Below are 12,560 nucleotides of genomic sequence, written 5' to 3'. Positions count from 1 at the left end.
TCACGCTGCAAGCAGGCGGTCGAGCTCACCGCGACGATCCAGGGCGTAGAGATCGTCGCAGCCGCCGACGTGATGGTCGCCGACGAAGATCTGGGGGAAGGTGAACCTTCCGGACTTCTCGATCATCTCGCGACGGAGTTCCGGCGCACTGGTGGCGTCCTTCTCCTCGAAGGCGATGCCTTTGTCGGACAGCAGGCGCTTGGCGGCGGTGCAGTAGCCGCAGAACTGGCGGGTGTAGATCGTAACTCGCATGACAGCGCGGCACCTGCTGAAAATCGATGATCGGACAGTCATATAAGGTTCAACTTTGAACGCAGGAAGGGCCGTTCAGTTCGCGACGCGGGCGAAGGTGAGCACGTCGACGCTCCTGGCACCGGCGCGAAGCAGGGCCCTCGTCGCCGCCTTTGCGGTCGCGCCGGAGGTATAGACGTCGTCGACGAGGAGGATGGCGTGGCCGGCGACCGCCGGCCTTTCCGCACCGGGGACGCGGAACGCGCCCTGGACGTTCGCGAGCCGCTGGGCGGCCGAGAGCCCGACCTGCTGCCTGGTCGGCTTCACGCGCGCAAGGGCCGCAAGCGAACACGGCTTCCCGGCCTGCGTCGCAATCGCCGCGGCCAGCAGCGCCGACTGGTTGAAGCGCCGCCGCCACAGGCGCCAGCGGTGGAGCGGCACCGGCACGATCAGATCGGCCGACGCGACGAGGTCATAGCCGGCCCGCGCCATCGCCTCGGCCATCATCCGGGCGAGTTCCGGGTGATCCCTGTACTTCATGGCATGGACCAGCGCCCGCGCCGGGCCGTCGTAGATCGCCACGGCCCGGGCGCTTCGGAAAAGCGGCGGATCGGCCATCGCCTCGGGCGAGATCGCCCCCTCGCCCAGGTCGTAGGCGAAGGGCGTGCCGTAGACGGGGCACAAGGGCTGGCCGATGAACCGCATGCCCGACCAGCAGCGCGCGCAGAGCGCGTGCGGATCGGCGATCGCGCTGCGGCACACCGGGCAGACCGGCGGCATGACGAGATCGATCGCCCGCCGCAACGCGAAGCGCGCGACCGGCGGCAATCGGTCTTTGACGGCAAGCATCGTGACAGGATAGTCCGCCACGGAAACCGCGTCAGCCCGGCATGGCCGGTGCGTCGAAATCCCTGGAGCGCGATGCCCGTCCCACCGATCCTGGACAAGACCGCCCACCGCGCCCAACTGGCGCGCGCGCTGCGCCGGAATGCGCCGGGAATGGACTTCCTGGCCCGGCAGGCGGCCGGAGACATCATGGAGCGGCTTGACGTCGTCGACCGCCGGTTCGAGCTCGCCGCAATCGCCGAACCCGGCGACACCCTTGCAGAAATGCTCGCCCGGAGCAGCAAGGCCGCAACCACGGTCCGGCTTTGCGGGTTCGCCGGCGACTGCGGCCGGGGCGATCTCCCGGGACTTGTCGGGGACGAGGAGTCCCTGCCCTTCGCGCCGGAAAGCCTCGACCTCTTCGTCTCGGTGCTGTCCCTGCACTGGGCGAACGATCTGCCCGGCGCGCTGGTGCAGATCCGCCGGGCGCTCCGCCCGGACGGCCTCTTCCTCGCAGCCATGCTCGGCGGGGACACTCTGACCGAGCTTCGCCAGACGCTCGCGGAAGCGGAGGCGGAGGTCCGCGGCGGCGCCAGTCCGCGCGTCCTGCCCTTCGCCGACGTGCGCGATCTCGGGGCGCTTCTCCAGCGCGCCGGCTTCGCGCTGCCGGTCGCGGATCGCGACGTGCTCACCGTCCGGTACGATTCGGCGTTCCACCTCATGCGGGACTTGCGGGGAATGGGCGCCGCGAACGTGCTCGTCGAGCGCGACCGGCGGCCGCCGCCGCGCCGGCTCTTCCTGCGCGCGGCGGAGATCTATGCCGATCGCTTCGCCGATCCCGACGGACGCGTGCGCGCGACGTTCGAGGTGGTCTCGCTCTCCGGCTGGGCGCCGCACGAAGGCCAGCAGAAGCCCGCCCGGCGCGGATCGGCAACCGTCAGCCTCGCCGACGTCCTCGGCAAAGGTCGCAGCAGGACGGTCTGACTCGAGGCAGCCTCAGCCGGTCCCCACCATCGCGTCGATGATCTTGCGGACGTCCTCGTAGAGGCCTTCGAGGGCGCCGCCCGTGCCGGCAATGCCGATGAGCGCCGCGCCGACGATGGAGGCGATGAGGCCGTATTCGATTGCGGTCGCGCCTGACCGATCGTGCAGGAACCGTTTGATCTTGGCGGTCAGCACGCGGCCCTCCAGGCGGTCAGAGCAGATCGACGAGGTGGCTGACGAGCGGCTCGTCGGCGGCGGGCATCTCCAGCTCGCGCAGCCGGTTCGGGCGAACCCATTTCAGGGCTTCATGTACGCGTGCCACGGGCATTCCTTGCCAACGCCTGCACACGAACAATGGCATGAGAATGTGAAAATCCGGATAAGAATGGCTGGCGAATGTGAGGGGCGCGAGACACGCTTGCGTAACGCTGATGCCGAGCTCTTCGGCCAGCTCGCGGATCAGCGCCGCCTCGGGCGTCTCGCCTTCCTCGACCTTTCCGCCCGGGAATTCCCAAAGCCCCGCCATGGCCTTGCCCTCGGGCCGCCGGGCCACGAGAACGCGGCCGTCGCCATCGACCAGCGCGCACGCCGCGACGAGGAGAAGGCGCGGCACGGGATCAGGAACGGTAGTCGGCGTTGATCGCCACGTATTCCGCCGTGAGGTCGCAGGTCCAGACGCGCGCCTCGCCGTCGCCGATGCCGAGATCGGCGGTCAGCACGAGCTCCGCCCCCTTCATGTAAGCCGAGACGGCCTCTTCGGAGTAGTCGGGATCGCGCTCGCCTTCGAAGGCGACGCGGTGCCCGCCGAACCAGATCGAGAGGCGGTCCCGATCGGCCGGTTCGCCCGCCTTGCCGACGGCCATCACCACCCGGCCCCAGTTGGCGTCCTCGCCGGCGAGTGCCGTCTTCACCAGCGGCGAATTGGCGATCGAGCGCGCAACCTTCCTTGCCGAGTCCGCGCTGGCGGCGCCCCGCACCCGCACTTCCACGAACTTGGTCGCGCCCTCGCCGTCCTTCACGACCAGGTGCGCGAGTTCGCGGCAGAGATCCGCCAGCGCCGCCCGGAACGCGTCGCCATCGGCCACGTCGGCATCATCGAGGCTCGGAGCTCCGGCCCGTCCCGATGCCCCGGTCGCGAAGAGGAGCACCGTGTCAGAGGTGGAGGTGTCGCTGTCGATCGTTATCCCGTTGAAGCTGTCCTCCACCGCCTCGCGGAGCGCCGCCTGCAGCGTCGAGGGGCTCGCCGCGACATCCGTGAAGACGAAGGCGAGCATGGTCGCCATGTCCGGCGCGATCATCCCGGCGCCCTTGGCGATGCCGTTGATCGTGATGGCGGCATCGCCGAGCCGGACAGAGCGCGTGGCCACCTTCGGGTAGGTGTCCGTCGTCATGATCGCCCGGGCGGCGTCCACGATCCCGTCCGCGACGGCCTCGGCCTGCAGCCTTCCGAGATGCCGTTCGAACGGAGCGGGATCGAGGGGCTCGCCGATGACGCCGGTGGAGGCCAGGAACACCTCCTCCGCCAGGCACCCGACGGCACGCGCTGCGGCCTCCGCCGTCAGCCGCGTCGCGTCGCGGCCTTTCCTGCCGGTGAAGGCGTTGGCGTTGCCGGAATTCACCACCAGCGCGCGCGCCGTGCCGCGGCCGAGCCGCTCGCGGTCCCAGTCGACGGGCGCCGAGGCGCAGCGCGACTGCGTGAAGACGCCCGCCACCGCCGTCCCAGGATCGAACACGGCAAGCAGCAGGTCGCGGCGGTTCCGGTAGCGGATGCCCGCCTCGGTGCTCGCGAAGCGGACGCCGTTCACGACCGGCATGCGGGGATAGGACGCCGGGGCGAACGGCGACACCTTGGCGGACATCGAGGCTCCGGTCAGTTCGGCTGCTGCGGGGCGGGCGTCGCCTCGCCGGCCGGCGCTTCCGGGGCGCCGGCGCTGCCCGGCTGCGGCTCGCCGGCGATTTCGACCGACGTGTTCGCGCGGAGTTCGCTCATTGTCGTCTCGAACTTCTGCCGAAGCAGCGCGCTCTTGACCTGCTCCTTCACGTCCTCGAGCGGGGGCGGCGCGCTCTGCCGCTTCTCCTCGAGCTTGATCACATGCCAGCCGAACTGAGACTGCACGGGCTCCTTCGTGATGCCGCCCGGCTCGAGCGAGAACACCGCGGCCTCGAATTCGGGCACCATCTGGCCCTTCCGGAAGAAGCCGAGATCGCCGCCGTTCGCACCGCTGCCGGGATCCTTCGACTTCTCCTTGGCAATCGCCGCGAAATCTCCGCCGCCCTCGAGGCTGGCGATCACCGCCCTCGCCTCCTCCTCGGTCTCGACCAGGATGTGGCGGGCGTGCGCCTCTTCCTGCGAGGCGAACTTGGCGGCTTCCGTGTCGTACTCGGCCTTGATCTCGGCGTCCGTTACGGAGCCGACGATCTCCTTCTCCACGTAGAGGTTCCGCAATGCCCGGGTGCGCAGCATGTCCATGCGGCGCTCGAACTCGGCGGTCTTGTCGAGGCCCTTCTCCCGCGCGGCCTTCGCGAGCAGTTCCATGTCGACCAGCACGTCGATCAGGACGCCGCGACGGCGGTTCTGCGGGATCTGCTGCAATTCGTCGCCGAAGTCCTCGTTGGCCTGGGCCACGTCGGCTTCGGTGATGGTCACGTCGCCGACGCGGGCGAGCACCTTTTCGGGATCCGCCGCGACCGGTTCGGCGGCGGCGGCCGGCGGATTGGCCTGGGCGAGCGCGGCGGCCGGGGCGAGTGCGAGCGCCGCGGCAAGCGCGAGCGCAATCCGCGATGCGGTGCTGACAAGGGTCATCGGAACTCCATGAAGGTGTGCTCCGGCGACGGGAAGCACGTCAGATTGACAGAAATCGGGCGCGTTCTTATCTGTCCGCGGACCCGCCGTCCAGAAGGCGGGGCAGGCGCGAGGGTCGGCCACGCTCTCCGCGAGTTCCGAATTCTGCGATGTCGAGCGTCGCCCCTGGTAGCCTGTTTCTCGGACCGACCCCGATTTCCGTGCGCCGCAGGAAGGATCGTTAATGCTTGGCTTGGGCACTTTGGGCCGGATGGTCTTCGGGACATCGAGCGACCGTCGCGTCAAGCGCTATCGCCCGATCGTCGACGCGATCAATGCGCTTGAACCCGAACTTCAAGCGCTGAGCGACGAGGCGCTGCACGCCCGCACGGACGACTTCCGGGCGCAGATCGCCGCCGGCGCATCCGTCGACGACCTGCTGATCCCGGCCTTCGCCACCGTGCGCGAGGCCGCGAAGCGCACGCTCGGCCAGCGGCATTTTGACGTTCAGCTGATCGGCGGCATGGTGCTCAACGAGGGCTCGATCGCCGAGATGAAGACGGGCGAAGGCAAGACGCTCGTCGCCACCCTCCCGGTCTACCTGAACGCGCTCGCCGGCAAGGGCGTGCACGTGGTCACCGTCAACGATTACCTCGCCCGCCGCGACGCCGGCTGGATGGGCCAGATCTACCGTTTCCTCGGCCTCTCGGTCGGCGTCATCGTGCACGGGCTCTCGCAGGAGGAAAGGCGTCAGGCCTATGCGGCCGACGTGACCTACGGCACCAACAACGAGTTCGGCTTCGACTACCTCCGCGACAACATGGAGTACAATCTCGCCTCCATGGTCCAGCGCGGCCACAATTTCGCGATCGTCGACGAGGTCGACAGCATCCTCATCGACGAGGCGCGCACGCCGCTCATCATTTCCGGGCCGACCGAGGACCGTTCCGAGCTCTACGTGGCGATCGACGCCGTGATCCCGCAGCTCGCGGCCGAGGACTACGAGATCGACGAGAAGGTGAAATCGGCGACCTTCACCGAGGAAGGCACCGAGAAGGTCGAGCAGATCCTCTCCGGGCTCGGCATGCTCCGGGGCGAGTCGCTCTACGACGTCGAGAACGTGGCGATCGTTCACCACCTCAACAATGCGCTGCGCGCCCACAAGCTCTTCCTGCGCGACCGCGACTACATCGTGAAGAACGACCAGGTCGTCATCATCGACGAGTTCACCGGCCGGATGATGGAAGGCCGCCGCTATTCGGAGGGCCTGCACCAGGCGCTCGAGGCGAAGGAGCACGCCAAGATCCAGCCGGAGAACCAGACCCTCGCCTCGATCACCTTCCAGAACTACTTCCGCCTCTACAAGAAGCTCGCCGGCATGACCGGAACGGCTTCCACCGAGGCCGACGAGTTCATGGACATCTACGGGCTCGACGTCGCGGAGATCCCGACGAACGTCGAGGTTGCCCGGATCGACGACGACGACGCCGTCTACCGGACCGTGGACGAGAAGTACAAGGCGATCGTCGAGCTCATCAGGGAGTGCCGCGAGCGGGGCCAGCCGGTGCTCGTCGGCACGACCTCCATCGAGAAGTCCGAGCTCCTGGCCGACCGCCTCCGCAAGGCCGGCGTGAAGGATTTCGAGGTCCTGAACGCCCGCCACCATGAGCGCGAGGCGTTCATCGTCTCTCAGGCCGGCAAGCCCGGTGCGGTGACGATCGCGACCAATATGGCCGGCCGCGGCACCGACATCCAGCTCGGCGGCAATATCGAAATGCGCCTGCAGGAAGAGCTCGCCGACATGCCGGAGGGGGCGGAACGCGAGGCGCGGGCCCAGGCGATCCGCGACGAGGTCCAGCAGCTCAAGGCCAGGGCGCTCGAGGCCGGCGGGCTGATGGTGATCGGCACCGAGCGCCACGAGAGCCGCCGCATCGACAACCAGCTCCGCGGCCGCTCCGGGCGCCAGGGCGACCCCGGGCATTCGCAGTTCTTCCTGTCGCTGCAGGACGATCTGATGCGCATCTTCGGCTCCGACCGCATGGACGGGATGCTGCAGAAGCTGGGGCTCAAGGAGGACGAGGCCATCGTCCATCCCTGGATCAACAAGGCGCTCGAGCGCGCGCAGGGGAAGGTCGAGGCGCACAACTTCGACATCCGGAAGAACCTGCTCAAGTACGACAACGTCATGAACGACCAGCGCAAGGTCGTCTTCGAGCAGCGCATCGAGCTGATGAGCGGCGACAACATCGCCGACACCGTGCGGGACATGCGGCACGAGGTGATCGACGAGATCGTCTCCAAGCATATCCCGGAGCGCGCCTATGCGGAGCAGTGGGACGCGGAGGGGCTGCGCGACGCCGTCCGCGCCCAGCTGAACCTCGATCTGCCGATCGAGGATTGGGCGACGGAGGAAGGGATCGCCGACGAGGAGATCCGCGAACGCATCACCCGCGCCTCCGACGACCTGATGGCGCAGAAGGCCGCGCGCTTCGGGCCCGAGTTGATGCGGATGGTGGAGAAGCAGATGCTGCTCCAGACGCTCGACCATCTCTGGCGCGAGCACCTCGCGATGCTCGACCACCTCCGCTCCGTGGTCGGCTTCCGCGGCTACGCCCAGCGCGATCCCTTGAACGAGTACAAGACCGAAGCGTTCGAGCTGTTCCAGAGCATGCTCGCCTCGCTCCGCCGCGCCGTCGTCGGGCAGATGGCACATGTCGAGATTGCCGAGCGGCCTGCGCCCGAGCAGCAGGCGCTGCCGCCCATGCAGGCCCACCATCTCGATCCGGTCACGGGCGAGGACGAGTTCGCCCTCGCGGATGCGGAGCAGCAATCCGCGGCCGCATCCCGGCGCAAGGCGGACGATCCTTCGACCTGGGGCCGCGTCGGGCGGAACGAACCCTGCCCGTGCGGCTCCGGAAAGAAGTTCAAGCAGTGCCACGGCCAGGTCGTCCAGGCCTGAGCAGCGGGAGGTTGCCGGTCTGAGGGCGGCGGCGCTGATCGGCTGCTGCGGCACTTGCCGGAGCGCGGTGCCGGGCTAGTATGGGCACCTCGCCGGAGTCCCTTCATGTCCGATGCCCTGGCCCGCCGCACGGTCCGCTTCGTCAATCTGGGGCATGCGCTCGATCATTTCCTGCTGCTGATCTATCCGACCGCCGTGCTCGCCATCGCGGCCGAGACCGGGCAGTCTTACGGCACCCTGATCGCGCTCTCCACGGGCGCCTTCGTGGCGTTCGGGCTGCTGTCCCTTCCGATGGGCTCGCTGTCGGACCGCTTTGGGCGCAGGACGCTGTTCGCCGCGTTCTTCATCGGTTCGGGCCTGTCCTGCTTCGGCCTCGCCTCCGCCGACCGGCCGTTCGAGTTCGCGCTCTGGCTGACCGTGCTCGGCGCCTTCGCGGCGATCTATCATCCCGTCGGGTCGACCATGCTCGTTGCGAACGCCGGCCGGCTCGGCCGCGATCTCGGCATCAACGGCGTCTGGGGAAACGGCGGCGCCGCTCTTGCCTCCGCCGTCACCGCCTTCCTCGCAGCCAGTCTCGGCTGGCGCGCCGCCTTCCTCGTGCCGGGTGCCGTCTGCCTCGCGGTCGGGATCGCATTCCTCTGGCTCGTTCCGAGGGATCACGCCCGCCCCGGACAGGGCGCCGCGAGCGCCCCTGCCGTCCGCTTCCTTCATCCGGCGATGCTCATGGGCCTCTTCGCTCTCGCGATCGTCGCCGGCGGAATGACGTTCAACATCGTCACGATCGCGCTGCCGAAGATCGTGGACGAGCGGATGGGGGCGGAGCTGCCGCTCTGGCTCACGGGCTCGCTCGCCACCACCGTGTTCACCGTCGGAGCGCTCACCCAGCTCACCGTCGGGCGCCTGGTCGATACCGTCACCCTTCCGAGGCTCTTCCTCGGCCTATCGGTCCTGCAGCCGGTCGGCCTCGGCATCGCCGCCTTCCAGACCGGCACTCCGATGCTCTTCGGGATCGCGCTCGCGATGGCTGCGATCTACGGCCAGGTCGTGGTGAACGATGCGATGATCGCCCGCTATGTGCCGGGCGATTGGCGCGCCCGCGCGTTCAGCGTCCGGTACTTTCTGGGATTTGCGACGAGCGGGTTCGCCGTTCCGCTGATCGCGGTCCTGCACGGCGCCGGCGGCTTCGTTGCCGTGCTGCTCGTGGCCGCGTCGGCCGGGCTCGCGATCTTCCTGTGCGCAGCGGCGTTCCTGGCCTTGTCCCAGGCACGAACGCCCGATCCCCTGCCAGCCGGCGAATGACGTGACGGTGCGCGAAGGACCCGCCTCGGCGACGGGGCGCGGTCCTCAGCCGGCGGGCCGCATCACGGCGGCGGTCAGAACGGGTTGACCTTCTTCCAGACCCTGCCGAAGAAGCCGCCGGAACTCTCCGACGCCTCGGTGGCGGCATAGGCGTTTGCGACCGGCACCGGCTCTGCGGGGGCAGGCGCTGCCGCGACCTGTGCAGCCTCGGGCCTCGCAGCCGCAGCGGGCCTCGCGACAGAGCCCGTGGTGCCGGGCTCGGCCGGCGCCAGCGCGGCCGTGACGACCGGCGGCGACCCGCCTTGAGCTGCCTTGGAATACGCCATCACGGACGGCATCGCCTCGTTCGCCGGGCCGGAGCCGCTCCGCTTGAAGATACCGGCGAGCAGGGTTTCCGACCCGCCGGATTGCGGCGCCTGGTCCTTCTGCATCTTCTTCAGCTCGTTCGCCTCGAGCTTGGCGACGATGATCTGCGTCTTCGCCTCGTCCTTGGCCGCCTTTTCGCTGACGGCGACGCGGATGGGGTCCGGCACGCTCATCGGGGGACACGCCGCCGCCGGGCTGAACTTCACGCCGGCCACGGGCGCCGCATTGAAGACGTAGCGCCGCGAGCAGACGTCGACCTTCGGCTCCTGGCCGGTCACCTCGAAATGGTCGTGGCCTTCCTTCAGCATCTTCCAGAACGGCATGTTCGGATCGCCGCGGTGCTTGGCGAGGTTCTCCGGCGTCATCCGGAACGGATAGGCCTGGACCTGGAAGGAGCGCTGGCCGCCGTCGAATGCGAGCCGGGCCATCGCGTAGATCTCCGCGATCTGCTCGTCCGTCATCGCGTAGCAGCCCGCCGACGAGCACGCTCCGTGCACCATCAGGAACTTGCCCGTCCGGCCGTGCGACTGGTCGAACTGGTTCGGGAATCCGAGGTTGAACGACAGGTAGTAGGACGAGTTCGGGTTCATCTGTGCCGGCGTGATCGTGTAGAACCCTTCCGGGGCCTGCCGGTCGCCTTCCTTGATCTTCGGCCCGAGCTTCCCGGACCAGGCGCAGATGTCGTAGCTCTTGAGCAGCGCGAAGTGGCCGGTCGCCTTCTGCTTCTTCCAGACCTCGAGGACGTTCTCTTCCTTGAAGATCCGGATGAGGATCGGGCTCCGCTCCTCCATGCCGTTCGCCGCAATCAGCGACTTCATGGCCGACGGCAGCGGCGCGAGATGCTTCGGCAGCATGCCCGCGGTCATGTCGTTGCACGATGCCAGCAGCGTCGCCGAGAGCGCCGCCGCGATCAGTGCCGGCAGGAGCCGGTGTCGTGAATTAGAGGTGCGCATGGATGCCCCGCCCCTCGCCATAGCCGTTACCGATACACGGCGCAACTCTGCGAGCGTTATCGTTGACGAACCGTTACCGCAAGGCGCGGAGGCTTTTCTGCGGCAGAGACAAGGGAATCGGGAAGAGTGTTGCCGCGGCGCCGCAGGCGGGAGATTCAGCCGACCGACCGGCCGATGGCGAGGAACTTGTCCCTTCGCGCCCGCCTCAGCTCGTCCGGGGAAAGGCCGGCGAGTTCCTCCAGCGCCTCGGCGATCCGCTGACCGGTCCGGTCGATCGCGTCCGACGGCGCCCGGTGCGCTCCCCCGATCGGCTCGGCGATCACGCCGTCGATGATCTTCAGGCCCATCAGGTCGGAAGCGGTGATCTTCATCGCGGTCGCGGCGTCCTGGGCGCGCGCGGAATCCTTCCAGAGGATCGAGGCGGCGCCCTCCGGCGAGATCACGCTGTAGATGGCGTGCTCGAGCATGAACACGCGATTCGCCGTGGCGATCGCGATCGCGCCGCCCGAACCGCCCTCCCCGATGATGACGGCGACGCTCGGCACCGCGATCTTCAGGCACATCTCGGTGGACCGGGCGATCGCCTCGGCCTGGCCGCGCTCTTCCGCGCCGATGCCGGGATAGGCGCCGGCCGTGTCGACGAGGGAAATCAGCGGCAGCCCGAACCGGTCGGCGAGTTCCATCAAGCGGACCGCCTTCCGGTATCCCTCCGGCCGTGCCATGCCGAAATTGTGCTTGATGCGGCTTTGCGTGTCCGCCCCCTTCTCCTGGGCAAGCACCGCGACGGCTTGGCCGCGGAACCGGGCGAGCCCGGCCACGATCGCCTTGTCGTCGGCATACTTCCTGTCGCCGGCGAGCGGCGTGAACTCGGTGAAGAGCCGATCGAGGTACTCGCGCGCATGCGGGCGGTCGGGGTGCCGGGCGACCTGCGTCTTCTGCCAAGGCGTCAGCTTGGCGTAAATGGATTTCAGCGCGTCGCGCGCCTTGGCTTCGAGCGCGGCCACCTCGTCGTCGACCGAGACGCCGTCCTCGCCGTCCGCGAGCCGCCTGAGCTCCTGGATCTGGCCTTCGAGGTCGGCCACCGGCTTTTCGAAATCGAGGAATGTCCGCATAAGGCTCCCGCAAAGGCCCCGCGTCGGGCCGGCCCCTGATTTGGCGGCGCAAACTGGCGAGGGGGTCGGCTCAAGTCAAGGCGCAGCGCGCCGCCACCTCCTCAGAACGGCTTCCGGGCGGCCAGCGGGTGGTGCCCGGCGACGAGTTCCTGAAGTCTTTCGTCGAGGACATGCGTGTAGATCTGCGTCGTGGCGATGTCGGCATGGCCGAGCAGGGTCTGCACGGCACGGAGATCGGCGCCGCCGGACAGGAGGTGCGTGGCGAAGGCATGGCGCAGGACATGCGGCGACAGCTTTGCCGGGTCGAGGCCGGCGTTTGCGGCGACGGCCTTGAGGTCGCGCGCGAACGCCTGGCGGGTCAGGTGCCCCTCCTTGCTTGCGGCGGGGAAGAGCCAGCGGCCGGGTTCGCGTCCCGCGCCTGAACGTGCCGTCACATAGGCCGCCACGGCGTTCTTCGCCGCCTCGTTCAGCGGCACCACTCGCTCGCGGCCTCCCTTGCCGCGGACGATCAGATAGGGCCTGTCGGCGCGCGCGGCGGAGACCGGGAGGCTGACGAGTTCGGACACGCGCAGCCCCGTCGCATAGAGGAGTTCCAGAAGCGCCCAGGTGCGGAGCGCCGCCACGCCCCGCCCGGGCGGAGCTTCCGCGTCGCCGGCCCCGTCCCGGGCAGCGGCGAGCAGACGATCCACCTCTTCGACCGAGAGCACCGTCGGCAGCGGCCGGCGCGTCTTGGGGCGGTCCGTCGCGGCGGTCGGATCGTCGCTCCGTTCGCCCTCCTCGATCAGGAAGCGGAAGAACTGGCGAAGCGCGGAAAGCCGCCGCGCCTGCGACGATGCGGCGAACCCCCGCTGCGCCAGGCTCCCCACATACGCCCTGATCTCCTCCGACGTCGCAGCGGCCAGGCTGCGGCAATGCTGCCGGACATCGTCGAGATCGCGCCGGTAGCCGTCGAGCGTGTTCCGGCTCGCGCCGCGTTCGGCGGCGAGCATCTCGAGAAAGGCTTCCTGGAGACCGAAGTCGCGGCTCGCCCGTCCGGTCTGCCCGGACAT

General features: G+C 68.8%; 12 protein-coding genes. 3 read left to right on the top strand and 9 right to left on the bottom strand.

Annotated features, from left to right (window positions below; translation table 11 throughout):
* Together grxC and ACUN0C_RS17930 are read right to left on the bottom strand one after the other, a co-directional pair.
* On the bottom strand, nt 1-252 hold the full coding sequence (gene grxC, locus ACUN0C_RS17935) for a glutaredoxin 3 (protein ID WP_445467775.1): 252 nt from the start codon (nt 250-252) through the stop codon (nt 1-3).
* 75 nt (nt 253-327) lie between these two features.
* A complete protein-coding gene (locus ACUN0C_RS17930; protein ID WP_445467786.1) occupies nt 328-1,080 on the bottom strand; it encodes a ComF family protein in 753 nt (250 codons plus the stop codon).
* Nucleotides 1,081-1,152: 72 nt separating this feature from the next.
* Between ACUN0C_RS17930 and ACUN0C_RS17925 the strand changes: the two genes are divergently transcribed.
* On the top strand, nt 1,153-2,040 hold the full coding sequence (locus ACUN0C_RS17925; RefSeq protein WP_445467774.1) for a methyltransferase domain-containing protein: 888 nt from the start codon (nt 1,153-1,155) through the stop codon (nt 2,038-2,040).
* 12 nt (nt 2,041-2,052) lie between these two features.
* Here the strand turns inward: ACUN0C_RS17925 and ACUN0C_RS17920 are convergent, their stop codons facing one another.
* From ACUN0C_RS17920 to ACUN0C_RS17905, 4 genes are read right to left on the bottom strand one after another with little or no spacing between them, the layout of a single operon-like run.
* Nucleotides 2,053-2,235 carry a Flp family type IVb pilin gene (locus ACUN0C_RS17920; protein WP_445467773.1) on the bottom strand — a complete coding sequence of 61 codons (183 nt, stop codon included), beginning with the start codon at nt 2,233-2,235 and terminating at the stop codon, nt 2,053-2,055.
* Between the two features lie 16 nt (nt 2,236-2,251).
* Entirely contained in the window at nt 2,252-2,653 is a 402-nt protein-coding gene (locus ACUN0C_RS17915; protein ID WP_445467772.1) for a (deoxy)nucleoside triphosphate pyrophosphohydrolase, read from the bottom strand.
* Between the two features lie 4 nt (nt 2,654-2,657).
* Entirely contained in the window at nt 2,658-3,899 is a 1,242-nt protein-coding gene (gene argJ / locus ACUN0C_RS17910; protein ID WP_445467771.1) for a bifunctional glutamate N-acetyltransferase/amino-acid acetyltransferase ArgJ, read from the bottom strand.
* Nucleotides 3,900-3,910: 11 nt separating this feature from the next.
* Nucleotides 3,911-4,843, bottom strand: a complete 933-nt coding sequence (locus ACUN0C_RS17905) for a peptidylprolyl isomerase (RefSeq protein WP_445467770.1) — start codon at nt 4,841-4,843, stop codon at nt 3,911-3,913.
* 223 nt (nt 4,844-5,066) lie between these two features.
* On the opposite strand from ACUN0C_RS17905, the gene secA reads away from it, so the two are divergent.
* Both secA and ACUN0C_RS17895 read left to right on the top strand, forming a co-directional pair.
* Nucleotides 5,067-7,781: a preprotein translocase subunit SecA gene (gene secA, locus ACUN0C_RS17900; RefSeq protein WP_445467769.1), complete on the top strand. Its 2,715-nt coding sequence runs from the start codon at nt 5,067-5,069 to the stop codon at nt 7,779-7,781.
* Nucleotides 7,782-7,886: 105 nt separating this feature from the next.
* Nucleotides 7,887-9,080 (top strand): MFS transporter, encoded by a 1,194-nt coding sequence (locus ACUN0C_RS17895; protein ID WP_445467768.1) that lies wholly within the window; start codon nt 7,887-7,889, stop codon nt 9,078-9,080.
* Nucleotides 9,081-9,154: 74 nt separating this feature from the next.
* Here the strand turns inward: ACUN0C_RS17895 and ACUN0C_RS17890 are convergent, their stop codons facing one another.
* From ACUN0C_RS17890 to ACUN0C_RS17880, 3 genes are all read right to left on the bottom strand, one after another.
* Nucleotides 9,155-10,399 (bottom strand): L,D-transpeptidase family protein, encoded by a 1,245-nt coding sequence (locus ACUN0C_RS17890; protein ID WP_445467767.1) that lies wholly within the window; start codon nt 10,397-10,399, stop codon nt 9,155-9,157.
* A 155-nt stretch (nt 10,400-10,554) separates the two neighbouring features.
* Complete coding sequence (locus ACUN0C_RS17885) at nt 10,555-11,511, bottom strand: acetyl-CoA carboxylase carboxyltransferase subunit alpha (protein WP_445467766.1); 957 nt, start codon at nt 11,509-11,511, stop codon at nt 10,555-10,557.
* Nucleotides 11,512-11,612: 101 nt separating this feature from the next.
* On the bottom strand, nt 11,613-12,560 hold the full coding sequence (locus tag ACUN0C_RS17880; protein ID WP_445467765.1) for a site-specific tyrosine recombinase XerD: 948 nt from the start codon (nt 12,558-12,560) through the stop codon (nt 11,613-11,615).

The sequence above is a fragment of the Faunimonas sp. B44 genome (assembly GCF_052655945.1).
This window is presented reverse-complemented; position numbering and strand designations above follow the sequence as displayed.